Source organism: Lonsdalea populi (assembly GCF_015999465.1).
In the GTDB taxonomy this organism is placed as follows: domain Bacteria; phylum Pseudomonadota; class Gammaproteobacteria; order Enterobacterales; family Enterobacteriaceae; genus Lonsdalea; species Lonsdalea populi.
On sequence record NZ_CP065534.1, the window covers coordinates 932,790 to 958,604 of the forward strand.

Annotated in this window: 18 protein-coding genes; 13 read left to right on the forward strand and 5 right to left on the reverse strand. The window is 57.3% G+C overall.

Translation table 11 applies throughout. The features are described 5' to 3' along the window. Positions 1-2 precede the first annotated feature (2 nt). A complete protein-coding gene (locus I6N93_RS04195; protein ID WP_176222534.1) occupies positions 3-3,104 on the forward strand; it encodes an autotransporter serine protease in 3,102 nt (1,033 codons plus the stop codon). Between the two features lie 57 nt (positions 3,105-3,161). Here I6N93_RS04195 and I6N93_RS04200 read toward each other — a convergent pair whose 3' ends face one another. The 4 genes from I6N93_RS04200 to mutH all read right to left on the reverse strand — a co-directional run bounded on the left by I6N93_RS04200 (position 3,162) and on the right by mutH (position 6,317). After that, the gene (locus tag I6N93_RS04200; protein ID WP_085686735.1) at positions 3,162-4,202 is read right to left on the reverse strand and encodes an NADP(H)-dependent aldo-keto reductase; all 1,041 of its coding nucleotides are present in this window, start codon (positions 4,200-4,202) and stop codon (positions 3,162-3,164) included. A 117-nt stretch (positions 4,203-4,319) separates the two neighbouring features. Further along, complete coding sequence (locus I6N93_RS04205; RefSeq protein WP_085686733.1) at positions 4,320-4,538, reverse strand: YgdI/YgdR family lipoprotein; 219 nt, start codon at positions 4,536-4,538, stop codon at positions 4,320-4,322. 295 nt (positions 4,539-4,833) lie between these two features. Further along, a complete protein-coding gene (locus I6N93_RS04210) occupies positions 4,834-5,550 on the reverse strand; it encodes a TerC family protein (protein ID WP_085686731.1) in 717 nt (238 codons plus the stop codon). Between the two features lie 80 nt (positions 5,551-5,630). Further along, a complete protein-coding gene (gene mutH / locus I6N93_RS04215; protein WP_085686729.1) occupies positions 5,631-6,317 on the reverse strand; it encodes a DNA mismatch repair endonuclease MutH in 687 nt (228 codons plus the stop codon). A 687-nt stretch (positions 6,318-7,004) separates the two neighbouring features. Between mutH and rppH the strand changes: the two genes are divergently transcribed. The 11 genes from rppH to recD all read left to right on the forward strand — a co-directional run bounded on the left by rppH (position 7,005) and on the right by recD (position 22,844). Continuing rightward, positions 7,005-7,529: an RNA pyrophosphohydrolase gene (gene rppH / locus I6N93_RS04220; protein ID WP_085686881.1), complete on the forward strand. Its 525-nt coding sequence runs from the start codon at positions 7,005-7,007 to the stop codon at positions 7,527-7,529. Positions 7,530-7,540: 11 nt separating this feature from the next. Further along, complete coding sequence (gene ptsP, locus I6N93_RS04225) at positions 7,541-9,787, forward strand: phosphoenolpyruvate--protein phosphotransferase (protein ID WP_085686727.1); 2,247 nt, start codon at positions 7,541-7,543, stop codon at positions 9,785-9,787. 179 nt (positions 9,788-9,966) lie between these two features. Further along, positions 9,967-10,833 (forward strand): prolipoprotein diacylglyceryl transferase, encoded by an 867-nt coding sequence (lgt, locus tag I6N93_RS04230; RefSeq protein WP_085686725.1) that lies wholly within the window; start codon positions 9,967-9,969, stop codon positions 10,831-10,833. 31 nt (positions 10,834-10,864) lie between these two features. Continuing rightward, on the forward strand, positions 10,865-11,659 hold the full coding sequence (gene thyA / locus I6N93_RS04235; RefSeq protein ID WP_085686723.1) for a thymidylate synthase: 795 nt from the start codon (positions 10,865-10,867) through the stop codon (positions 11,657-11,659). 272 nt (positions 11,660-11,931) lie between these two features. Next, the gene (locus I6N93_RS04240; protein ID WP_085686879.1) at positions 11,932-12,423 is read left to right on the forward strand and encodes a prepilin peptidase-dependent protein; all 492 of its coding nucleotides are present in this window, start codon (positions 11,932-11,934) and stop codon (positions 12,421-12,423) included. Further along, positions 12,423-13,016 carry a prepilin peptidase-dependent protein gene (locus I6N93_RS04245; RefSeq protein WP_309251402.1) on the forward strand — a complete coding sequence of 198 codons (594 nt, stop codon included), beginning with the start codon at positions 12,423-12,425 and terminating at the stop codon, positions 13,014-13,016. Before I6N93_RS04240 ends, I6N93_RS04245 begins: the two co-directional genes overlap by 1 nt. Beyond that, positions 13,006-13,455: a YgdB family protein gene (locus I6N93_RS04250; protein WP_085686719.1), complete on the forward strand. Its 450-nt coding sequence runs from the start codon at positions 13,006-13,008 to the stop codon at positions 13,453-13,455. The genes I6N93_RS04245 and I6N93_RS04250 overlap by 11 nt, the downstream gene beginning before the upstream one ends. Further along, the gene (locus tag I6N93_RS04255; RefSeq protein WP_085686717.1) at positions 13,442-13,840 is read left to right on the forward strand and encodes a prepilin-type N-terminal cleavage/methylation domain-containing protein; all 399 of its coding nucleotides are present in this window, start codon (positions 13,442-13,444) and stop codon (positions 13,838-13,840) included. The genes I6N93_RS04250 and I6N93_RS04255 overlap by 14 nt, the downstream gene beginning before the upstream one ends. A 26-nt stretch (positions 13,841-13,866) precedes the next feature. Then, on the forward strand, positions 13,867-17,283 hold the full coding sequence (recC, locus tag I6N93_RS04260) for an exodeoxyribonuclease V subunit gamma (protein ID WP_112111541.1): 3,417 nt from the start codon (positions 13,867-13,869) through the stop codon (positions 17,281-17,283). 148 nt (positions 17,284-17,431) lie between these two features. Beyond that, the gene (recB, locus tag I6N93_RS04265) at positions 17,432-20,998 is read left to right on the forward strand and encodes an exodeoxyribonuclease V subunit beta (protein ID WP_085688227.1); all 3,567 of its coding nucleotides are present in this window, start codon (positions 17,432-17,434) and stop codon (positions 20,996-20,998) included. Further along, positions 20,991-22,844, forward strand: coding sequence for an exodeoxyribonuclease V subunit alpha (gene recD, locus I6N93_RS04270; protein ID WP_085688239.1), 1,854 nt, complete (start codon positions 20,991-20,993; stop codon positions 22,842-22,844). The genes recB and recD overlap by 8 nt, the downstream gene beginning before the upstream one ends. Before the next feature lie 83 nt (positions 22,845-22,927). On the opposite strand, the gene argA is transcribed toward recD, so the two are convergent. Beyond that, the gene (argA, locus tag I6N93_RS04275) at positions 22,928-24,265 is read right to left on the reverse strand and encodes an amino-acid N-acetyltransferase (RefSeq protein ID WP_167459580.1); all 1,338 of its coding nucleotides are present in this window, start codon (positions 24,263-24,265) and stop codon (positions 22,928-22,930) included. A 219-nt stretch (positions 24,266-24,484) separates the two neighbouring features. Here argA and amiC point away from each other — a divergent pair, with 219 nt between their 5' ends. Then, positions 24,485-25,723 carry an N-acetylmuramoyl-L-alanine amidase AmiC gene (gene amiC, locus I6N93_RS04280; protein ID WP_085688223.1) on the forward strand — a complete coding sequence of 413 codons (1,239 nt, stop codon included), beginning with the start codon at positions 24,485-24,487 and terminating at the stop codon, positions 25,721-25,723. Positions 25,724-25,815: the final 92 nt, after the last annotated feature.

A 25,815-nucleotide genomic window follows, 5' to 3' on the forward strand; every position in this document is an offset into this window, starting at 1 on the left:
CTATGAAGGGAATTCTCAACCCGCATCACGCGGGCGGCACGGATCAATACCGCCGCAGACTGACGCCGCTGGCCTGTATGGTCATCACGTCATTATTATCGCCCGCGTTTTCCGCCGGGGCGGAGAGCGCCGATGACTTTCGTACCCGGGAGTATCAGAACAATGGCCTCGCGCTGGATGCGATGTCAGCGGCGGAGGCCTACTCGCTGGGATACAGCGGCGCCGGAGCTACGGTGGGCATCATCGATAGTCAATCCGACTTGAGCGGCCCCGAATTCTTGGGGCGCGTGGCGGACGGTACGCAGTGGATATCCACTCCGAATCAGTACAACAGACATGGCTACGCGGTTGCAGGAGTGGTGGGAGCGGCTAAAAATAACGTCGGCATACACGGCCTGGCCTTTAACGCCAATATTCTGTCTCTGGGCGTCGATTTATCGACGTCGAGTATAGCGTATGCGCTGGATATCATGGCACAGCACCCTGAAGCGAAGATCGTTAACAACAGCTGGGGCTTCAATATTTATCCCGATGAGCTGTTTTCCTATGATGCGGACGTGCAAAGCGAGCTGCTCGACATCTTGATACCGGGATTCAGCGAACTGACGACGCGTAACGCGGAGCAGGGGCAACTGCTGGTTTTCTCCGCGGGTAATGAGGGGCATCTGACGCCAACCTTGCTGTCTGCATTGCCTACCGTGCTGGATATGACGGGCTTCGAGAACAAAATAGCCAACAACTGGCTTAGCGTGATGTCTTTCGACGCGACGCAGCCGACGACCAGCGCTGCGTTTATCGCGTCGTTCAGCAACTTGGCGCAGGGGGCCGCTGAGTACAGTCTGCTTGCGCCGGGCGTCGGCATTTATACGACTTACGATCAGACCTATTACTCCTCGCTCAGCGGAACGTCGTTCTCCGCCCCCTATGTAGCGGCCGTGGGCGCGCTGGTCAGTGAGGCCTTCCCCTATATGTCAGGCAAACAGCTGGCCGATGTGCTGCTGTCTACCGCAACGCCCCTAAGCGGAGCGCAGCTGCCGCGGGCCGTGGTGCTGGTGCGCAACAACGTCGACAGCGCCCTCAACATGACGGGCGTGGAAATCAAAGTCTATGCGGCGGCAGGCGGCATCACGTTTAGCGACGAGGAAATGGCCGCGCTGGTAAAATCTCTTAAGCTCGATAATCCGTTTTACAGCATGAGTAACGGTGACGTGGAGGCCGCGATTTTGGCGGCGGCGGCCGATGGCTCGATGACGCTAATGCCGCAGGAGGAGTATCAGGCGCTGTTCGGTCAGGGGATCGTCAACGCCTATAAGGCAGTGCAGGGGCCGGGAAAACTGGACGCTAAACGGCTGACCGACGGCGATCTGAGTTCGGACGCCTATGGAGGACGCTATGCGCTGTACAGCGTCGATACTCAGGGGAGCGACAGCACCTGGAGCAACGACATTATTCAGGTACGGACCCCCCATGCCAGCAGCGCGTTGTACGATCTGGACGTCGGTTTACGCAAGCAGGGAGACGGCACGCTGTACCTGACGGGCGTTGACACCTATCGCGGTCCGACCGTGGTGGAGGGCGGAAGGCTGGTTGTGGCGAAAAGCGCCGGCGGCAGCGGTAGTTTGGCCGGGGACGTCTGGGTGATGTCGAGCGCGGTGCTGGGCGGGCACGGCAAAATCGGCGGCTCTGTCACTATCGACTCGGGCGGCACGTTGGCGCCTGGGACATCTATCGGTACGTTAACCGTCGGCAACGTCCGCTTCACGCCGGGTTCGATCTACGAATTCGAGATCGATGCACAAGGGCAGTCGGACCAGCTTATCGTCGAGCAAAATGCCAGTTTGGCAGGCACCGTGCGGGTGATCAATCTTCGTCGCGGTACGCTCGGCACTCGCTATACGCTGCTTGATGCCAGTGGCACGATATCCGGTCGATTCGATGCGCTGGAGCTCAGCAGCGATGGGGGATCGTCTGCCGATGCCTTGTTTCTGACCGACGCCTTAGGCTATGGCGACCATCGTGCATGGCTTGAAACGGTGCGCAACAGCCTGAGGTTTAGCGATGTCGCGGCAACCGCCAATCAGCAGGCGGCGGCTGATGCGCTCGATAGCCTGAACGGCGGGGCGGCATATAGCGCCATCGCGAATTTAAGATCGGCTGATGTGGCGCGCGATGCCTTCGATAACCTTAGCGGCGAGTTCTATGCGGCTTCGCGCTCAGCCATGATTCTGCGTAGCCAGAACGTGCGTGATGCGCTCAACGGCGCGATGCGCTCCCGTCACGACGCCCCACTTTGGCTGACAACCTGGTCCAACGACGGGCGATTATCGGGTCAGCAGGGCGAGGCGACAGTGGACCATCAAGGTTACGGCTTCCTGCTGGGCAGTGGCGTTCAGTGGGGCGAGTCGAGCGCTTTGGGTGTCGCGGTCGGCAGCGAAAAGAGCCGAATCAGCATGAACGATAGAGCGTCTCGCGCGGATATCACCGCCTATCATGCGGCGCTTTATCTGGAGGGCGCACTGGCGGGAATGGATTGGCGTACTGGTCTGAACTACAGCTATCTGGATATGTCGAGTCAGCGCACGCTCCACGTACCTGGTCTGGAAGGCAAGGCCCGCGCGAGCTATCACGCCCATCAGGCGCAGGGCTTTATTGAGGGCAGTCGGCATTTCTCCATCACGCAGAATCTGGGGCTAGAGCCCTATGCCAACGCCGCTTACGCCTGGCTACAAACGCCGGGCGCTCGGGAGTTCGGCAGCGAGGCGGCGCTGGGTTGGAATACGCAAAATACCTCTTCAGCGTTTTCAACGCTGGGACTGCGCGGCGATGTGCATTTCACCGCCGTTCTGCCGCTGTCGTTATACGGTGATATCGGTTATCAACATCGTCTGAGCGAACGGGAGCGCGCGGCGCGGCTGCATTTCACGCGCGGGGGCGATGATTTCAACGTTGACGGCGTGGCGACGCCAAAAAATGCCGTATTGATGCATGCCGGGTTAGCGGCGGACCTCAGTCAGCATGCCCGCCTGTCTCTGGGCTATCAGGGGATGCACGCCAGCAAAGTCCGCGACGACGGTGTACGTATGCAGTTCAGCGTGGCATTTTAAGCGGGGAATCGGGTCAGTAGCAGGGCCGAGGCTGGCCCTGTCATGACGAAAGAAAAGTTATGGGGCCGGGAAGGTGAAGCGCTGGTGGATAGCTTCCAGCTCGTTCAGCACGTCTTCATCCAGCGTGACCGTCAGGCTCTCCAGATTCATGCGCAGCTGTTCGAGGGACGTGGCGCCCAGCAAAGTGCTGGCAACAAACGGCTGTTGTCGGACAAACGCCAACGCCATTTGCGCCGGGTTAAGCCCGTGACGCTGCGCCAGCGCGACATACTCTGCGATGGCCTGCTCGGTATACGGTCCGTTATATCGGGAGAAACGGCTGAACAACGTGTTACGTGCGCCTGCCGGCTTGGCGCCGTTGAGGTATTTACCGGTCAGCGTACCGAATGCCAGTGCGGAGTAGGCCAGCAGCTCGACCCCTTCATGCTGGCTGATTTCAGCCAGACCGACCTCAAAACTGCGGTTGAGCAGGCTGTACGGGTTTTGAATGGAGACGATGCGCGGCAAGTCGTGTTTTTCCGCCAGTTGCAGATAGCGCATCACGCCCCACGGCGTTTCGTTGGAGACGCCGATGTAGCGAATTTTCCCTGCCCGAACCTGTTCGTTGAGCGCCTCCAGCGTTTCCAGCAGCGTGACCACCGGTTTTTCGTCGGTATAGTGATAGTTCAGTTTGCCGAAGAAATTGCTTTGGCGCTGCGGCCAGTGCAACTGATACAGATCGATGTAGTCGGTGTTCAGACGCGTCAGGCTGTCGTTGAGAGCTTCACGGATATTCTTGCGATCCAGCGCCTGCTGAGGGCGAATGTTGTGATCGCTGCCACGTACCGGGCCGCTGACTTTCGAGGCAATGACCAGTTTTTCGCGACCGCCGCGCTGTTTCAACCACGAGCCGATGTAGCTTTCTGTCAGCCCCTGCGTTTCCGGGCGCGGAGGAACCGGATACAGTTCGGCGGTATCAATCAGATTAACCCCGGCTGCAATGGCGTGATCCAGCTGGGCGTGAGCGTCTGCTTCACTGTTTTGTTCACCGAAAGTCATGGTGCCCAGTCCCAGCTTGCTGACTTCTAGAGCAGTATGAGGGATACGATGATATTGCATTGTGCCAGCTTCCTTTTTATTTGAAGAGGAACCGGTGCGTTTGAAAGCACCTTCCATTGACTATAACCAAGCCTCGTCAAGGGGGAAAGCCTCTTGGCACATCATCGTCATTCAGCCTCAGCGTTCGACGACCTGCGAAATATCATTGTTGTCGATCGCATGCTTGTGCCCATCTTCATCCGTAAAAATCATCAGTCCCGTGCTTTCATCCACCTGAGGTTTACCCTTGGTCAGCAGTACCTGACCCTCTTTGGTGGCGACGACATAATGGCTGGAGCAGCCGGCGAGCAGAGTGATGACGCTGAGCGCCGCCAGCGTTTTCATGACTGAGTGCATAAGGGGTTACCTGTTGTTGACCGCAATAATTCTGAAAAATTGAGCTAAGTTTAGCAAAGGAAGTCACAGGTTCGATTCGGATTCATGGAAAGAAAAGATGGGCAAAATGTAAAAATTTAGTCGGCGAATGGCCTCATTGACGGCGTTGCTGCGGCAATCACTCAGGCCTTTTTCTTTTACGGCATGGCGTTGTCATTTCTGAATCGACTTGTCTGGAAAAAAATGCCTCCGCAACGAGTCGGAGGCATCTGGCGTTATGGTTCTTTCGCGTGGGAAACTTCTGGCGAGGCGGGCATCACTTTTGCTGTGCCGCTTTGTTACCGCGCAGCAGGTTGAGGGTTTCCACCGCCATCGAGAAGAACATGGCGAAGTAGATGTAGCCTTTTGGCACATGAATATCCACGCTTTCGAGAATCAACGTGAAGCCCACCAGCACCAGGAAGGCGAGCGCCAGCATTTTTACCGACGGATGCTTATCGACGAACTCGCCGATAGGCCGCGCGCTCAGCATCATGACGCCGACGGCGATGACGACGGCGGCCATCATGATGAACAGGTGGTCGGAAAGGCCGACGGCGGTGATCACCGAGTCGAGGCTGAAAATGATATCCAACAGCATGATCTGCACGATAGCGCCGAAGAATGAATGCACCTTCGAATCATGCGTTTCCGAACCGCCTTTGATGGTCTCATGAATCTCTTTGCCGGATTTCCAGATAAGGAACAGACCACCGAAGAACAAGATGAGGTCGCGGACGGAAATGGCCTGATCCAGAACGTAAAACAGCGGGTTGGTCAGTTTGATCACCCAGGCGATGGAGGCGAGCAGCCCCAGGCGCATCAACATCGCGCCCAGCAAACCGATACGGCGGGCTTTGTTCTGATGGTGTTTGGGCAGTTTAGCGACAACCAGAGACAGGAAAATGATGTTGTCGATGCCGAGAACGATTTCCAGAATGGTGAGTGTGCCCAGCGCCAGCCAGGCATTGGGATCCGCAATCCAATCAAACATTGTATCAATACACCTTAAATAAATCGTAAACGATAATTATACTCTGCTCTCTGTAGCGGCAGGCAAGGAAAGAGTGGCCATTAAAGCAGAAAGTGGCGAGCGAGCAGAGGGCCGGTAAAGGTTTTTTTAAGATAAAAACCACGAGGGAGCGTCATGATCGGCTGTCCGAGTTCGCCTATCGCTTCTGTCAGAGCACGGCTGTTAGCGGCTTTAGGCCTCAATTGCAGCACTTCACCGTGGCGGGCCGTGATGTTTTCCACCTTGCCGAGTACGATCAAATCCATCAGTTCTTCCCAATCCTGACGTAACTGTTCCTCTTCCTCTGGGCTGGGGCTCCACAGCAGCGGTGCGCCGATGCGCCGCTCGCCCAGAGGGATTTGCCTGCCGCCTTCCACCGGCATCCATAGAACCCGGGTCAGTTTATGGCGAACATGGCAGCGCTCCCAGGTGACGCCGCTATTACCCGTTAACGGCGCGACGCAGACAAAGGTGGTTTCCAGCGGCCGTCCCTGTTCATCGATAGGGATCGTTTTCAGCTCGACGCCGAGATCGGGAAAATCTTGTTCTGGTTTGCTGCCAGCGCTGGCGCCTAGAAAACGCTCCAGCAAGATGCCTGTCCATCCTTTGTCCCGCTTCAGATTTGCAGGCAACGGCAGTTCAGCGATCGCGGCCAGCTCAGCCAGATTATATCCGGCGAGGGACTGGGCGCGCTGTAGCAATGTCAGCTCGTCAGGAGGCGGATCGCGGTACAGAAATGGGGTGTTCATAAGTCTCCCGGGTTGTATAAAAAAAGCACAGCTCCCGTCGGGGAATAGTTTTTAGTGGTCCCGTTCATGAGATGAAAATAATAATAGCATGATTACGCAGTGGTTTTTTCCCCGTGGCGTAGAGGTGGTAAACGGATTAGGTGACTTGTTCACGATAAGCCACCGGGAATGAACAGGATTCTACACCCTGTTATCCACAGATTTTTGGGATAACTGGGGTAATTCTGGAGCACTGTTTCCATCCACAGCCTTGACGAAGGGTTTTTTTGCCGGTTCCGCTGGTTTTTTGGCATAAATCAGGAGGGGGATTGTGGATAAGCTCTCGGTAGTGCGATCTTTCGCCACTTTGGAAAAGGCTGAATTCTGTGCAACGTTTTTGATGGGGAAAAACGGTAGAAAAGTGACTTAACTATATTAATTTAAAGAACTATTTTTACGGTCATGGATGGGCGTGTGAAACCTTGAAACCGATTTTCGCACTTTCTTCACGGTGTTCTTCACAAAGATGTCCACAGAAAAAGTGAATAAACCGGTGATATTGGCCAGGTAATGTTTATAACTTTGATTCTATCTGTGGGTTACCGGCTTCTTATTATAAAGAAGACGATGATAAGCAGGAGTTTACCGTCTGCCGGGAGTATGAAACAATCAGGTTATCTTAGCATTTCAGTTTATCGAGGTAGTCCGGTGATCGATGATGATGGCTACCGCCCGAATGTTGGTATTGTAATTTGTAATCGGCAGGGGCAGGTGCTGTGGGCCCGCCGCTACGGCCAGCACTCCTGGCAGTTTCCACAGGGGGGAATCAATCCTGGTGAAACGGCGGAACAGGCGATGTACCGTGAGCTGTATGAGGAAGTTGGACTGCGGAAAAAGGATGTGCGTATTCTGGCGTCGACTCGCAGCTGGTTACGCTATAAATTGCCAAAACGTTTGGTGCGTTGGGACACAAAACCCGTCTGTATCGGCCAGAAGCAAAAATGGTTTCTGTTGCAGTTAATGTGCAATGAGTCAGAGATCAACATGCAAAGCAGCGGCACGCCGGAATTCGATGGCTGGCGCTGGGTTAGCTTTTGGTATCCGGTGCGGCAGGTCGTCTCCTTTAAACGTGACGTCTATCGGCGGGTCATGAAGGAGTTCATTTCCCCGGTTATTCAATTGCAGGAGAATTCGGCCCGGTCGCCCTCCAGTCCCCGACGGAAGAGAGGATAATTCAGCCCACCATGCTCACGCGCCTGCGAGAAGTCATTGAGAAAGTCGCCGCGACGGCGCAGTTATCGGATGCGCTGGATATTCTGGTCAACGAAATCTGTCTGGCGATGGACACCGAAGTCTGTTCTATCTACCTGGCCGATCACGATCGTCACTGTTATTACTTGATGGCGACCCGAGGGTTAAAAAAACCGCGTGGTCGTCCCGTCACTCTCGCTTTCGGGCAAGGGATCGTCGGATTGGTCGGCGAACGCGCCGAACTCATCAATCTGGCCGACGCTCAAAGCCACCCCAGCTTTAAATTCATCCCTGCGGTCCGGGAACAGCAATTCCGCTCTTTCTTGGGTGTGCCGATCATTCACCGGCGTCAGTTGCTGGGGGTTTTGGTTGTGCAGCAAAGGGAACTGAGACAGTTCGATAAGAACGACGAATCTTTCATGGTGACGCTGGCCACTCAGATGGCGGCCATTCTGTCCCAGTCCCAGATCAAAGCGCTGTTTGGGCAATATCGGCAAACGCGGATCAACGCGCTGGCCGCCGCGCCGGGCGTGGCAATCGCCTCCGGCTGGCAGGATCGCAGTCAGCCCTCGCTTGAGCAAGTCTTCCCCGCATCCAGCCTGGATAGTGACCGTGAGCGTTCGCGACTGCTGCTGGCGATGGAAAATGCCGCAGCGGAGTTCCGCCGCTACAGCAAACGCTTTAGCGCCAGCGCGCAGAAAGAAAGCGCCGCGATATTCGATCTCTATTCCCATCTGCTAAACGACGCTCGGCTAAAGCGAGAGCTGAGCCAAGAGGTTGATACCGGCAGTTCCGCGGAGTGGGCGGTCAAGGTGGTCATCGAGCGCTTTTCGGCCCAGTTCGCCGCGCTGCAAGATACCTATCTGCGCGAACGCGCCGGCGACCTGCGAGCGCTGGGACAGCGGTTGCTGTTTCATCTTGATGATAGCGTTCAGGGAACGGCGCAGTGGCCGGAACGTTTTATTCTGGTGGCGGATGAACTGACGGCGACGCTGCTGGCCGAGTTGCCGCAAGACAGGCTCGCCGGGATCGTGGTTCACGAAGGCGCCGCCAACTCGCATGCCGCGATCCTGGTCAGGGCCATGGGGATCCCCACCCTGATGGACGCGGATATTCAGCCAGCTTTGTTGCATCAGCGGCTGCTGATCCTTGACGGCTATCGCGGTGAGCTGCTGGTCGATCCTGAGCCGGTGCTGGTGCAGGAATACCAGCGCGTACTGGATGAAGAGCAGGAGCTCAACCGGCTGACGGAAGATGACGGCAACCGCCCGGCCATGCTGAAAAGCGGAGAGCGGGTTCGCGTTATGCTCAATGCCGGTCTCAGCGCAGAGCATGAAAAACGCTTCATCGATCAGGTCGACGGCGTCGGGCTGTACCGCACGGAAATTCCCTTCATGGTGCAAAGCGGGTTTCCGTCTGAGGACGAGCAGATGGCGCAGTATGAAAGCATGCTGCGTCTTTATCCCGAAAATCCGGTCATGCTGCGCACGCTGGACATCGGCGCCGACAAACCTCTGCCCTATATGCCGATCAGCGAGGAGAACCCCTCTCTCGGATGGCGAGGCATTCGCGTCACGCTCGATCAGCCGGAAATCTTTCTGATCCAGGTGCGCGCCATGCTGCGCGCCAATGCGGCGCTGGGTAACCTACATATCCTGCTGCCGATGATCAACAGCCTGGATGAGATTGACGAAGCGCGTCGGTTGATCGACCGCGCGGCGGGCGAAGTGACGGAAATGCTGAACTGCCCGCAGCCCCGGCCGCGTATTGGGATTATGATCGAAGTGCCCTCGATGCTGTTCCTGTTGCCTCACCTGAGTTCACGCATTGATTTCGTTTCGGTGGGAACGAACGACCTTACGCAGTATTTGCTGGCGGTGGATCGCAACAATCCCCACGTTGGCGCTCTATACGACAGTCTTCATCCGTCGATGTTGCAGGCGTTGCATTTGATCGTCACGCAGTGCCGCCAGGCGCGTATGCCGGTTTCGGTCTGCGGTGAGATGGCGGGCGAACCTATTGGCGCCTTGCTGTTAATCGGCATGGGTTATCGATCGCTGAGTATGAACGGACGCAACGTGGCGCGTATCAAGTATCTGCTGCGGCATATCGAGCAGGAAGAGGCGGGATGGCTTGCGGACAAAGTGCTGACGGCGCAGACCGCCACTGAGGCGAGACAGTGGGCATCGCTGTTTATTGAAGAGCGCGGTCTGGGCGGCCTGATCCGCGGTGGCCGATGATGCCATGTGACCGTGGGTAATGAAGCGATGTTTTACAGATCTTTTGCTGCAGCACCGGCATAGGGCCTGATGCGTTATGCTATTATGCGCAACCGCGAAATGCGGCAGGTTTTCCATCGGTTTTCCTGCCTTTAGCTGAACCCGTAATCAGGGATAAAACAACGAGAATGTGGTGATTGATGACGACGAGCTATCTGGAATTTCCTCAATTTGATCCGGTAATTTTTTCCATCGGCCCCGTATCGCTGCACTGGTACGGTCTGATGTACCTGGTTGGCTTTGTCTTTGCCATGTGGCTGGCGGTTCGCCGGGCGAACAAACCGGGCAGCGGCTGGAAAAAAGACGAAGTCGAAAACCTGCTTTATCTGGGTTTTCTCGGCGTATTTATCGGCGGTCGACTGGGATACGTGTTGTTCTATGCTTTTTCCAGCTTCGTGGAGAATCCGCTGTACTTATTTAAGGTCTGGGATGGCGGCATGTCGTTCCACGGGGGCCTGATCGGCGTGATTGTCGTCATGCTGTGCTTCGCTTACCGCACCCAGCGCAACTTCTTCCAGGTCTCCGACTTCATTGCGCCGCTGATACCGTTCGGCCTTGGCGCGGGGCGCTTGGGTAATTTCATCAACGGCGAACTATGGGGCCGCGTAACGACCGATACGCCGTGGGCGATGCTCTTTCCCGGTTCGCGCGGTGAAGACATGGTGTTGGCGGCGACGCATCCGGAGTGGCAGGATATCCTTAGCCAGTATGGCATGTTGCCGCGTCACCCGTCGCAGCTGTATGAACTGCTGCTGGAAGGCATTGTCCTGTTTATCATTCTGAATCTTTTTATCCGCAAACCGCGCCCGATGGGCAGCGTGTCCGGCCTGTTCCTGATCGGCTACGGCATGTTCCGCATCATCGTTGAGTTTTTCCGTCAGCCGGACGCTCAGTTGGGACTTTTCGGCGGCATCATGAGCATGGGACAAATCCTGTCGATTCCGATGGTGCTGGTAGGTCTTTTTATGATGATTTGGGCTTACCGCCGTCAGCCGGCCCGGCAATGATGGCAATGACTCGATTTTTAAATGAGGTAGTATGAAACAGTATCTGGAACTGATGAAAAAAGTGCTTGATGAGGGGACGCCAAAAGACGACCGCACGGGCACGGGGACGCTGTCGATTTTCGGTCATCAGATGCGTTTCAACTTGCAGCAGGGATTCCCGCTGGTGACGACTAAACGCTGCCATTTGCGCTCCATTATCCATGAGCTGCTGTGGTTCCTGAACGGCGATACCAACGTCGGTTATTTGCACGAAAACAAAGTCTCCATTTGGGATGAATGGGCCGATGATAATGGAGACCTGGGGCCGGTGTACGGCAAACAGTGGCGCGCGTGGGGCGCGGCGGATGGCAGTCAGATCGATCAACTGGAGAAAGTGATGACCCAGTTGAAGCAGGATCCTGACTCGCGCCGCATCATCGTCTCCGCCTGGAATGTAGGCGAGATCGACCAGATGGCGCTGGCGCCTTGCCATGCGTTTTTCCAGTTTTACGTCGCCGACGGCAAGCTCTCTTGCCAGCTTTACCAGCGTTCATGCGATGTATTCCTGGGGCTGCCGTTTAACATCGCCAGCTACGCGCTGTTGGTGCACATGGTGGCGCAACAGTGTGATTTGGACGTCGGTGACTTCGTCTGGACCGGGGGCGATACGCACCTTTACAGCAACCATATGGAGCAGACGAATCTGCAACTGACTCGGGAACCGCGTCCGTTGCCAAAACTAATCATCAAACGCCGTCCCGCCTCTCTGTTTGACTATCGTTTCGAAGACTTCGAAATTGAAGGTTACGATCCGCATCCGCCGATCAAAGCGCCTGTCGCGATCTAATCGTTGGTGTGAGGCGTTCACGCCTCTGGTCCTGACTCCGGCGGCATCGCCTGATCTCGCCTGAGTGAATGTAGACCTCGCTCGGTCAGTCATAACAATATCCTGTGGGCAATTCGCCGACAGGATATTTTTTATGGCAAAGACGGTTTTTGCAAACCGCTTCGCATTTAATTAGTAATAAACTGTTTTCGCTTCAAAAAATCTACGCGTCGCTGCGCAAAGCCGATACCATTTTGCTGTCGGTAATAGGAATTGTCGCTACACTGAGCGGCATGAAAAAATGCAATGGATGGCAACAGGGGTTCACCCTGCTGGAGTTAGTGATGGTAATAGCGGTGATATCACTCCTGGTCGGCACAGGGCTACATAGCTGGTTGGGATATCGTCAGGCAATGCTACTGGAGCAGAATGCCCGGCAGTTGATGGGCGTAGTGGCGCGCATACAAACTCAGGCCAATTGGCGCAACGCGACGCTTACGGCGCAGATACACCGCATCGGGGAACGTTGGTGTGTCGGGCCGGGAACATCAGGCGGTGACTGTCCGGCTGACAGCGCGCTTTTTTTTACCGCGACATCCCGCGACGTTGAGCTGGTAGACGCTACGGCGCAGCAGTTTTCCTTCTTTGGTCTACGCCACACGGCGCAATCGGGTCACTTGACGCTGAGAAGTGCGGCGGGGCGTGTCCGGCTGGTGCTTTCCGTACGTGGCCGATTACGTCTGTGCAGTGAAGGTCAGCCGCTGCTGAGTACCCCGATATGCTGATGCCGGATAAAAAATGTCGCATCGGCGGTTTTTCTCTGCCGGAAGTGATACTGGCGCTTGCCATTGTCAGCATTATTATTCTTGCTGTCGTACAGCTATTTTCAGTGTTGAATAAGCAGAGCCAGCAGGGACTTAACGCGTTTCGTCTCGAGCAGACGCTCAGCGAGGCTTTATCCGTTATCGAAAAAGATATCCTTCGCGCGGGATATTGCGCGGGCCGCTGTCGGGGCGAAGCGGTTACATTGAGCGCCGACGACACGAATTCGGCTCAAAGTTGCCTGACGGTGTCTTACGACGTGAATCATAGCGGTCACTGGGATCCCGGCGAACGGCAGGAGGGAGAATTTTTCAGCTACCGCCTGCGCAACGGCGCTCTGGAGGTTCAGACCGGCTACGCCCGGTGTCGGGGAAAACGCTGGGAGAAATTCTTCGATCCGAATGAAGTGACCATCACCGGGTTTCAGGTCTCTTCGCAACAGGGCAGTCGAGGAACATTGTACCTGCTGGATCTTTCAGGCTACTGGACCGACAGGCCGCAGATCAAACAGCAGGTGCAGCGATGGGTCGCGAGGCGTAATCACGATGCCGTCTAAATGTCACCAGTCGGGCAACGCCCTGATGATTGTCATGGTGCTTATCTCGCTTGGCGTGCTGCTGCTGGTCGGTATGCAAAAGCAACTGGAAACCTGGACGGAGCAGGGCAAGGACGAACAGCATTATTGGAAAGCCTTTAATCAGGGACTATCTTCTCTTGAATGGGGGATTAGCCAACGTTGGCAGGACAGCGGGGATGTGTGGCAGTGCCGCACGCTCTCTGTGGACCGTCTGCGGGTATGCCTGCATTTATCGTCCTCCGGCAATCAGGGCGTGCTGCGGGGCGAGGGTCAGTTTGAGGTGAATACTCCGCCGTTGCGGTTATACCAGCGCGTAGCGGCGCAGACCATCGACGGTGCCGTGCTGCTGCAAGCGATGTCGCAGGGATGGCTCGACTTCTGCCCGGAACCGGAGGCGCATTACTGTGTCGTTTATTAAGAAACTGTCGTTCGAAGGAAATCAAAGCGGGTTCAGCCTGCTTGAAACGCTGATCGCCGCATTGCTGTTCGCGGTTTCTCTAACCGGATTATTGCAATATCATTTAATCCTTCAACGGTCATTACAGTACCAATGGCAGCAGCGTCAGGCCTGGCGGTGGGTGAATGAACAGCTGGAGGCGCAGGACGCAGGCGTGCCCGTTCGAACCGTCACCGCGCCGTTGCCGGAAGGCTGGACCAGCTCTATAAACGTGCAGCCTTATGGCCCGCAGTGCCAGCGGGTCACGGCTGCCGTAGTGACGCCGCGGCACTATTCCGCCTCGCTCACCCGTTGGCTCTGCTCTCCGCCGACGGAAACTGAAGAGCCAACCTCAAAGACATCATAAACGGCAGCGAACGGTCAGGAGTCACCATGTTCACGGTTTACCATTCCAATCAGCTGGATATATTGAAGGAACTGACGGTGGTGCTGATGCAGCAACAGCCGCTTACCGACCCTTTCCAGCAGGAAGTGGTGTTAGTGCAAAGTCCGGGTATGGCGCAGTGGCTCCAAATCGAACTGGCCGAAAAATTTCATATCGCCGCTAATATCCAATTTCCGCTGCCGGGCGTCTTTTTGTGGGACATGTGTCGGCGGTTGATCCCCGAAATCCCCAAAGAAAGCGCCTTTGGCAAAGAAGCCATGAGCTGGAAGCTGATGCATCTGCTGCCTCAGCAACTGGACGATCCGGCTTTTGCTCTCTTGGCCCACTATCTGGAAGAGGACGACGGCGACCGCAAGCTTCATCAACTGGCCGGTCGCACGGCCGACCTATTCGATCAATATCTGATTTATCGCCCTGACTGGATTATGCGCTGGCAGCAGGGACAATGGGTGGACGAGGCTGGGGAAGCTCAGCAGTGGCAGGCGCCGCTCTGGCGGCGGCTGGTGGAGTACACGCAGTCTCTGGGTCAGCTCGAATGGCACCACACCATCCTGTATCAGCGTTTTATTCAGGTGCTTGACCGGGCGGAAAGCCGTCCTCCCGGTCTACCGGATCGGGTTTTTATCTGTGGCATTTCCGCACTGCCGCCGGTTTATCTGCAAGCCCTGAAGGCGCTGGGTAAACATATCGACGTACACCTGCTGTTTACCAATCCCTGCCGCTACTATTGGGGCGATATTCAGGACGAAGCGTCTCTGGCCCGCCTGAAAGGGCGCCAGTGGCGCTTGTATCAGCATCGGCAGATGACGGCAGAAAGCCGGCCGTTGTTCCGCGACCCGACGCGTGCCGAGTCCTTGTTTAAAGAGGATGGCGAACAAAATGTGGGTAACCCGCTGCTGGCCTCCTGGGGCAAGCTGGGGCGCGACAATTTACACCTGCTTGAGCAGTTGGATGAGGCGAACGGCGTCTCCGCGTATGTCGATATCGAGGCGCAACACCTGCTCAGTGCGCTACAGCGGGACATCCTGGAGCTGGAGGATAGCCGTGTCGTCGTGACCGGCAACAATAGTGAAATTGCACCGGCGGCAGACGATAGCGTAGAAAAAAAACGCCGCAAACGTCCGCTGATGCCGGAAGATCGTTCAGTGTCCGTTCATGCCTGCCACAGCCCGCAGCGTGAAGTGGAAGTGCTGCATGACCAACTGCTAGCGATGATGGCTGACGACCCTGAGCTGATGCCGCGCGACATTATCGTGATGGTGGCGGACATCGACAGCTATTCGCCGTTTATTCAGGCGGTGTTCGGCAACGCGCCGGAAGATCGCTATCTGCCGTTTTCCATTTCCGATCAGCGCGCGCGGCATGCGCATCCCGCCTTGCAGGCGGTGCTGACACTGCTGGAACTGCCAACCAGCCGATTTATGGCGGAGCAGGTATTGGCGCTGTTGGAAGTTCCGGCGCTGGCGAACCGATTCGGCATTCATGAAGAGGGGCTGAGACGCCTGCGGCTATGGGTGACGGAGTCCGGCATCCGCTGGGGGCTGGATGACGACAACGTCCGAGAACTGATGCTGCCGCCCACCGGTCAGCACACTTGGCGTTTCGGCATCACGCGTATGCTGCTGGGATATGCGATGGACAGCCATGCCGGAGACTGGCGGGGCGTGCTTCCCTACGATGAGTCTAGCGGGTTGATCGCCGAACTGGCCGGACAACTGGCGGATCTGCTGATGCGGCTGAGCCAGTGGCGGCAGCGTTTGCAGCAGTTGCGCACGCTGGAAGAGTGGCAGCCGCTGTGCCGTCAATTGGTGGATGATTTCTTTTTGCCGGACGGCGACGCCGAAGCGGCGTTGACGCTGATTGAGGAGCACTGGCAGCAGATCATCAACACCGGCATGCTGGCGCGCTATCCGCAGCCTATCTCCGTAACGCTTCTACGCAGCTCCCTGTCGGGCCGGCTCGACAGGGAGCTGCTCAGCCAGCGTTTCCTGGCTGGCACCGTGAATTTTTGTACGCTGATGCCTATGCGCTCTATCCCTTTCAAGGTGGTTTGCCTGCTGGGGATGAACGACGGCGTTTATCCGCGCACGCTTCCGCCGTTGGGGTTCGACCTGATGTCGCGGCACCGTCGGCGCGGCGATCGCAGCCGGCGTGAAGACGACCGCTATCTGTTTCTGGAGGCGTTGCTGTCGGCGCAGAATCGGCTTTATATCAGCTATATCGGCCACTCTATTCAGGATAACAGCCAGCGTTTTCCCTCCGTTCTGGTCAGCGAACTGCTGGACTACATCGCTCAAAGTTACTGTGTGCCCGGCGATGAAGATTTGAACGGCGATGTCGGCGTTGAGCGTCTTTTGGCGGAGCTCTGCTGCGAGCATCCTCGCATGCCATTCGATGCGGATAACTTTGTCGCCGACGGCACCTCGCAGAGTTTTGCCGCCGAGTGGCTGGCCGCGGCAGGGCGTGAAGGCGAGTCCCAACCGCCGTTCGACCTGCCTTTGCCGGAGCAGCAGTACAGCGAAGTGACGCTGGATGAGTTGAGACGCTTCTACCGTCATCCTGTACGCGCATTTTTCCAACTGCGTCTCGGCGTGAATTTTGTGCTCGACGATCAGGAGCTGCGGGAAGAGGAGCCGTTTTTAGTCGATCACCTCGATCGCTATCAGATGAATACCCTGCTGCTGAACGCCCTGATCAACGACGGTGACGTGGAACTGCTGTTTCGTCGCGTGCGTGCGGCCGGAGCGCTGCCTTATGGTGCCTTCGGCGAGCTGTATTGGCAGACGCAGCTGGATGAAATGCGTAATCTGGCGGCGCGCGTGCGTGAGGAGCGGCAGTTGGAGACGTTGGACAGTCAGGAACTGGATATCATGCTGGATGGCGTGCGTGTCACAGGCTGGCTGACGCAAATTCAGCATGACGGCCTGCTGCGCTGGCGTCCCGGTAAAATTTCGCTGGTGGATGGCATGATGCTATGGCTGGAGCATCTGATCTACTGTTTAAGTGGTGGGCAGGGTGAAAGCCGGATCTATGGGCGCGAAGACGGCGGCTGGCGTTTTCCCTCGCTGAGCGAAGCGCAGGCGCGGGAGTTTATGGCATTAATGATTAACGGTTATCAGCAAGGAATGAATCAACCGCTGTTGCTGCTTAATCGCTCCGGCGGCGCCTGGCTGAAGGTCGTCTACGATCGCGACAGCGATAGCTTGCTGACCGATGACGCCTCCCTCAATAAGGCGCAGCAAAAACTGCTGGAAGCGTGGCAGGGCACCTATAACCTGCCCGGCGAAGGAGAAGATTATTACCTGCAGCGTATCGTGCGGGAGATGGACAGCGAAAGGATCGCGCAGGTAACGGCCGCGGCGGCGACATGGCTATTACCCGCCGTAAGGTTTAATCAGTTTTGAGCGGCAACCGGTGGAGTAAAACAGCAAAAGCGCAGCGACAGGGGGCGGGCCAAGAAAGTTGGGCGTTCGGCGCGGTAGTGCGACAGCGTCGTCATTTCAACATCTGCGCCTTATCCTGCATCTTGTCACCTCAGCAGGTAGAAAAACCATGACGACTGCGACTCCGCACTCTCTTAATTTATTCACGCTGCCGCTGTCTGGCGAGCGGTTGATTGAAGCGTCGGCGGGAACGGGTAAAACATACACCCTGTCCGCGCTTTATCTACGTTTGCTGCTTGGGCTAGGCGGTGAACACGCCTATCCGCGTCCTTTGCTCGTCGAAGAGATTCTGGTGGTCACCTTTACGGAAGCGGCGACGGAAGAACTGCGCGAGCGTATCCGCAAAAACATCCATACGCTCTATCTCGCCTGTCTAGGCGGGGAGCACTGCGATGCGCTCATGCAGCAACTGCTGGCCGAGATCCCGCAGGACTGGTGTCACCAGGCGGCCGAAGTGCTACTGCGCGCCGAACGGCAGATGGATGAAGCGGCCATCTATACCATTCATGGCTTTTGCCAGCGGATGCTGACAACCCACGCCTTCGAGTCCGGCATCCTGTTTGAACAGCGTCTGCTAGAAGATGAGCAGCCGTTGCGCCGTCAGGCCTGCGCCGACTTCTGGCGTCGCTACTGCTATCCGCTTCCCCTGGAAGTAGTGAGGGTGTTGAGCGAACAATGGCAAGGTCCAGAAGCCTTGTTGCAGACGCTGCAGCCGTATTTGCACGGCGAAATGCCGACGCTGCGCGAACCGCCACAGCAGGAAGAAACCCTGCTGGATCGCCATCAGCGTATCGTAGCGATCATTGACGCTTTTAAACAGACGTGGCGTGAGGCGTCCGATCTGGAGGCATTGATCCGCGGTTCGGGCGTAGATAAACGACGCTACAGTAGTCGCAATCTGCCCAATTGGCTGCGCAGGGTGGGAGAGTGGGCCGATCAGCCGACGCAGAGTTACCATCTGCCTAAAGATCTGGAACGCTTTAGTCAGCAGGAGCTGGTTGAACGAACGACCAAGGGCGAACCCCCGCTGCACCCGGTATTCAGCGCGGTGGAACGGTTGCTGCAAGAATCTTTGACGCTCAAGGATCTGGTCATCTGGCTGGCGCTCAAAGAGATCAAGCGCACGGTGCGGGAAGAGAAGCAGCGGCGGGCGGAGCTGGGCTTCGACGATCTGTTGGGGCGTCTGGATGAAGCATTGCAGCAGCCGGACGGCGGCCAATTGGCCGAGGCGATCCGCACGCGTTATCCGGTGGCGATGATCGATGAGTTCCAGGATACGGATACCCAGCAGTATCGTATTTTCCACACGATCTATGCTGACCAGCCGCAGTGCGGCTGGTTAATGATCGGCGACCCGAAACAGGCGATTTACGCATTTCGCGGGGCGGATATCTTCACCTACATGCGCGCGCGCGCGGAGGTGCGGTCGCACTATACGCTCGACACCAACTGGCGTTCCGCGCCGGGTATGGTGGCCGCGGTGAATCATCTGTTTCAGCGCGTCGATGCTCCCTTTATCTTCGAACAGATCCCGTTCCTGCCCGTCAATCCGGCTCCGCCAAACCAGTCTTATGTCTTCGAAATGGACGGTACAAAAACGCCGGCGCTTCGGTTCTGGCTGACTGGACAAGAAGGGACCGGGGTCGGTGAATATCAGCAGATGATGGCCCGTCAATGTGCGGGACAGATCCGCGACTGGCTGACCGCCGGACAGTCGGGGCAGGCATGGCTGGTCAAAGATAAGAACAAGAAGAGGCCGGTGCGGGCGGCGGATATTACCGTACTGGTGCGCAGCCGCCGCGAGGCGATGCTGATCCGCCGGGCGTTGAGCCGCCTGAATATCCCATCCGTCTACCTGTCCAACCGCGACAGCGTGTTCACCACCGTGGAGGCACGGGAGATGCTATGGATCCTGCAGGCGGTGCTGGCGCCGGAACAGGAGCGCGCGCTGCGTGCGGCGATGGCAACCACCATGATGGGAATGGATGCGCCTTCGTTAGATGCGCTAAGCCGCAGCGAAGCGAGTTGGGACGCCCTGGTGGACGAATTTGCCCGCTACCGGCAGCTCTGGCTTAAACGCGGCGTTTTGCCCATGTTGAGAGCGTTGATGATGCACCGTCGGCTGGCGGAGGATCTGCTGGCGAGTGCCGATGGCGAACGCCGTCTGACAGACATGATGCATATCGGCGAACTGTTGCAGGAGGCCTCGGCGTCGTTGGACAGCGAACACGCGCTGGTGCGCTGGCTGGCCCAGCAGATCGCCCAGCCTAATCCGCAGGCAGAGAATCAGCAGCTGCGGCTGGAAAGCGACCGCCATCTGGTGCAGATAGGGACCATTCATAAATCCAAGGGCCTGGAATATCCGCTGGTCTGGCTGCCCTTCATCGGCAACTTTCGCTCTCAGCAAGAGGGCATTTACCACGACAGGCAGAACTTCCGGGCCATGCTGGATCTGCAAAACGGCGAAGAGAGTCAGCTACTGGCAGAAGAGGAGCGTCTGGCGGAAGATTTACGGTTGTTGTACGTGGCTTTGACCCGAGCTGTTTATCACTGCGCGGTTGGGGTTGCGCCGCTGTTTCAGGGAACCCGCAAGAAAGAGGGCGAAAGCGATATGCACCACAGCGCGTTGGGCTATCTATTACAGCGCGGTCAGGCCGCTACCGCCCAGGCGTTAATCGCCGAGCTGGAAGGCATGGTGGGAGAGGATATCGCGCTAAGCATGGCGACCGAACAGGACGAACAGCCGTGGCAGCCTGAGTCGGCGCTGCCGCCATTGCTCGAGGCGCGGCGGACTACCCGGCGGCTGCGCGACGGCTGGCGGGTGACCAGCTATTCAGGATTGCAGCAGCACGGTTCCGATACCATTCAGGCGTTGTTGCCCCATTTTGATATCGACTCGATGGGCGAAACGGCGGAAGAGGAAGCGGCGGAGCGTTCGCCGCACTCATTTCCGCGCGGTGCAGCGCCGGGGACGTTTTTGCACAGCCTGTTTGAAACGCTGGATTTTACCCAACCGATCGACGACGAGTGGCTGCTGGAACGGCTGCGGCGCTATGGCATTGATGATGCGTGGCTGCCGGTGCTGAAGCTCTGGATGGAGAACGTCCTGAGTCTGCCGCTCAACGGTGACGGTATTCGGCTCGCCGAACTGGATAACGGACATAAACAGGCCGAGCTGCAGTTCTACCTGCCGATCCAGCGGATGCTCACCGCTGACGCGCTGGACCGTCTGACTAGACATCATGATCCGCTCTCCGCGCTCTGCCCGGCGTTATCGTTTCAGCAGGTCAAAGGCATGCTGAAGGGATTTATCGACCTGATATTTGTCTGGCAGGGCCGCTACTACTTGCTGGATTACAAATCCAACTGGCTGGGGCATGACGCCAGCGCCTATACGCAGGACGCCATGATGCGGGCGATGGCGGAACATCGCTACGACCTGCAGTATCAACTCTACACGCTGGCGCTGCACCGTTATCTGCGGCATCGACTGCCGGACTACGGCTATGAACAGCATTTCGGCGGCGTTTTTTATCTGTTTCTGCGCGGCGTCAGCGCCGAGCATCCCGGCAACGGGATCTACTTCTCGCGTCCTTCCCGGGCGTTTATCGACGATATGGATGGTTTGTTTTGCGGGGAAGCGTTAACGGAGGGTACGCATGTCGAGCATGATTGATCTATTGGAAGAAGCCCGTCAGCGGCGATGGTTGCGTCCGCTGGACGTGCAGTTTGCCCGGATGCTGGCGGAAGACGACCAGCCGCATCTCCTGCTGGCGGCGGCGTGCCTCAGCGCCTACGCCGGTGCGGGGCACGTTTGCCTGCCGTTGTCACAGCTTCATCCCAACGCGCTATTTGACGGGCGGGATCGGGCGCTGGCTCAGGACATCTGGCAGCGGTTGGGAAGGCCGGATGAAGCTGAATGGCGGCAGCATTTGTCGAACGACCCAGCCGTCGGCGAGGGTGAAGATCCCACCCCGCTGGTTTTTCAGCAGGACAATCTGTACTTGCAGCGCAGTTGGCAGGGAGAGTGCCGCGTCGCGCAGTTTATCGCCGGCAATCGTGCCGAGCCTGTCTATGACGAAGCCCGTATCCGTGCGGTGTTGGATGACCTGTTTCCTGCGGTTGAGGGCGAAGCCGACTGGCAAAAGATCGCCGCGGCGGTCGCGTTGACCCGCAGGATTGCGGTGATTTCCGGGGGGCCGGGCACAGGTAAAACGACGACGGTCGCCAGACTGCTGGCGGCCCTGATAGAGCTGCAGGATGGGCCGTCGCCGCGTATTGAGCTGGCTGCGCCGACAGGAAAGGCCGCCGCCCGTCTCACCGAGTCTTTGGGCAGCGTGTTGAGTCAACTGCCGCTCAGCGACGCGCAGCGGCAGGCTTTCCCGCAGGAGGCCACCACGCTGCATCGCCTGCTGGGCGCGGTGCCGGACAGCCAGCGCCTGCGCTACCATCAGGATAATCCGCTGCACTTGGATGTACTGGTGGTGGACGAAGCCTCAATGGTCGATCTTCCGATGATGGCGAATCTGATAGCCGCGCTGCCGCCGCAGGCCCGCATCATACTGTTAGGCGACCGCGACCAGCTGGCTTCGGTCGAGGCCGGGGCGGTGCTGGGCGACGTCTGCCGTTTCGCCGAACAGGGGTACAGTAGGAGGCGGAGTCAGCAGTTGAACCGTCTCACCGGCTGCACGCTGGAACCGGGCACGGCGGAAAACGCCTCGGTGACCGACAGTATTTGTCTGTTGCGCAAGAGTTACCGTTTCACTGCGGACTCGGGCATAGGACAGCTGGCGAAGGCGGTAAATCGGGGCGACGAGGCGCAGCTGCTGGCCGTTTTGCAACAGGGCTATGGCGATATCGCGTGTCTGCCGCTGGCGGATAATTCAGATTATCAGCGCCTGCTGGATCAGGCGGTGGAAGGATACACGGATTATCTCCAACGTATCGCCAGCGGTGACGCTCCGGAACAAGTATTACACGCCTTTCAACGTTACCGACAACTGTGCGCGCTAAGAGAGGGGCCGTTTGGCGTTTCCGGACTGAATCAGCGGATTGAACGCGCGTTGCAGGCGGCGGGATTGATTCAACGACCCGCGCTCAACGGCGGGCGCTGGTATGTCGGCCGCCCGGTGATGATTGAGCGCAACGACGCCGTGCTGGGGCTATTCAACGGCGACATCGGCATTAGTATGACAAACGATCAGGGTGAGCTCCGTGTCTATTTCCAACTGCCGGATGGTCGAACCAAATCGGTCGCTCCCAGCCGGCTGCCGCCGCATGAAACGGCCTATGCCATGACCGTGCATAAGTCTCAGGGCTCTGAGTTCGAACACACGGCGTTGGCGCTGCCGAATCACTTTCTGCCTGTTCTGACGCGGGAATTGGTGTACACCGCGATCACTCGCGCCCGGAAGCGGCTGTCGCTATACAGCGATAGGGCATTACTGTGCCGGGCGGTGAGCACGCCGACGCAGCGCTATAGCGGACTCGAGGCGCGTATTCGATCCTTGATGGCGGAGTAGACGGTCGAATCCGGAAAGGGTAGGCCAAGGGAGCGGCGCGAAAGAACAGGGCTTGCGCGCCGGTCTGGTCCGGCGATAGTGCTTTAGAGATCCATAACCAGTATTTTCGAACGGCGCTGATAGTTATACAGCTCCTGCTTACGCCTCGGCAGCATCGCGACCTCAGCGGGCTGGAAGCCGCGCTCCTGGAACCAGTGGATACTGTGCGTCGTCAGCACGAACAGGCGTTTAAGCCCCTGATGACGAGCCTGAGTCTCGATGTGATGCAGCAGTTGGTCGCCGCGGGAAGAGTTGCGGTATTCCGGGTGAACCGCCACGCAGGCCATCTCGGCAATGCTTTCTTCAGGGAACGGATAAAGCGCCGCACAGGCGATAGTCAGGTTATCCCTGACGACCACGGTGAATTTGTCGATTTCCATTTCCAGCTGTTCGCGGGAGCGACGCACCAGAATGCCTTGCTGTTCCAGCGGATGAATCAGTTCCAGAATCCCCCCGATATCGTTGATGGTCGCGCGGCGCACCTGCTCGGCGCTCTCCATGACGACCTGCGTCCCGATACCATCACGGGAAAACAGTTCCTGCAACAGCGCGCCATCTTCCTGATAGCTAATCAGATGGCTGCGGCGTACTCCGCTGCGGCAGGCTTTCACGGCGCCGCGCAGGAAACGTACCACTTCGGAATTGAAGTCTTCTAATTCCTCCTGGTTATGGATCAGGCGCTGAGCCTCTTCCGGCAGCATTTCAGGGATGACTTTACCGTTCTGGTCAGTGACGCCTTGCTCGGCGCAGAAGCCAATCATCTTTTCCGCCCGCAGTTTTATCGCCAACTGCGTCGCGACCTCTTCTGAGGTCAGATTGAAGCTTTCGCCGGTCACGGAAACCGCGACGGGGCCAAGCAATACGATAGCGCCGCTCGCCAACTGGCGGTGGAGCGCCTCTTCATCAATACGGCGAATGCGCCCGCTGTGACAGTAGTCCACGCCGTCGTCGACGCCGAGCGGCTGGGCGATAACAAAATTGCCGCTGACAACGTTGATATGCGCGCCCTGCAGCGGCGTATTGGTCAGGCTCATAGACAGACGGGCGGTGATATCCAGTTGCAGCATGCCGGCGGCTTGCTTGACCAGCTCCAGCGTGGTGCTGTCGGTGATGCGGGTATGTTTGTGGTAGGTCGGCTCGCAATGGTGTGCGACCAGATTGGCGTCGATCTGCGGACGGGCGCCATAGACCACAACCAACTTGATGCCCAGGCTGTGAAGCAGACCGATGTCGCTGACGATATTACTGAAGTTTTCATGTTCAATCGCTTCACCGCCTAGCATGATGACGAACGTTTTGCCGCGATGCGCGTTGATATAAGGAACTGAATGGCGGAAGCCTTGGACCAGTTCTGTACTACGTTCCTTCACTGCAAGCCTCATGAATTTTTATTCGGTATTTTTGTATTTTTATTCTTAATGGCGTAAAAGGCAAGCGTTTCGTCGTCCGCGTGTGTTCTTGCGCAAACCCCGTATTCACGCTTTACCAGAAAACATTTTTCATGACAGTATCGGGCAGATTCGCTAAAGTTTCGGGCATTTCCAAAAAACATAACCTTTTTTATCGTCATTGGTTGTTATCCCGTACTTAACCGGAGCTGCATGTCTGATTCGACCCCCCCTCTGACCCGCCGACGACTATTGCAGGGTGCGGCCGCGACCTGGCTGCTGAGCGTCACCGGCGTGGGTATCGCCGCCACATCGCAGGTTATTGCCGTGCGTATCTGGCCCGCATCGGCCTATACCCGCGTCACGCTGGAATCCAGTCATCCTCTGAAGTATCGGCAATTCATGCTGGATAACCCCCGGCGGTTGGTGGTGGACATCGAAAATGTCTCGCTGAACAGCGTGCTGAAAAATGTAGGCCAACGCTTCAATCAGGGTGACCCTTATATCAAGACCGCCCGGGCAGGACAGTTCGATAAGCAGACGGTGCGGCTAGTGTTGGAACTTAAGCAGCAGGTCAGCCCCAAAACGTTTGCGCTTTCTCCGGTCGCCGGATTCAAAAATCGTCTGGTGCTCGATCTATACCCGGTAGAAGGACGCTACGACAATGCGGACGATCCGCTGTTGGCGCTGCTGGAGGATTACAACAAGGGCGATCTTGAACGAACGCTGCCGACGGAAGCGCCGCTTGCCGGGAAACCTGGGCGGGAGCGGCCGCTGGTGGTGATGTTGGATCCGGGGCATGGCGGGGAAGATCCCGGCGCGATCGGCAAAAATCGGACGCGTGAAAAGGACGTTGTGCTGCAAATTGCACGTCGCCTGAAGGCATTGATCGATCGCGAGCCCTACATGAAAGCGTTTATGACGCGCAATGAAGACGTGTTTATCCCGCTACAGGTGCGTGTGGCGAAAGCCCGCAAGCAGCGGTCCGATTTGTTTATCTCTATTCATGCGGATGCCTTTACCAACCGAGCAGCTAAAGGTTCGTCGGTGTTTGCGCTGTCGAAGAAAGGCGCGACCAGTTCCGCCGCGCGTTTTCTGGCCCAGACGCAGAACGAATCCGATTTAATCGGCGGGGTCAGCATGAGCGGCGATCGTTATCTTGACCACACCATGCTGGATATGGTGCAGACGCTGACAATCAACGACAGCCTCAAATTCGGCGGAGAAATTCTGCGTCGCATGGGGCGGATCAACCATCTGCATAAAAACAGCGTCGATCAGGCGGGATTTGCGGTATTAAAAGCGCCGGATATTCCTTCTGTACTGGTGGAAACGGCCTTTATCAGTAATCCGGAAGAAGAGCGTAAATTGCGTACCGCGCGATTCCAACAGCAGGTGGCGCAGTCAATTCTCGAAGGGATCAAAGCGTATTTCGCTCAGCGGGCCAGATAGGTCAGGAGTCGAAGAGGGGGATGAGCTGCGGCGCACCCCTCCCAGTTCACAGATCTCAGGATGAGGTGGCCTTAAAACGCAAAAAACACCTG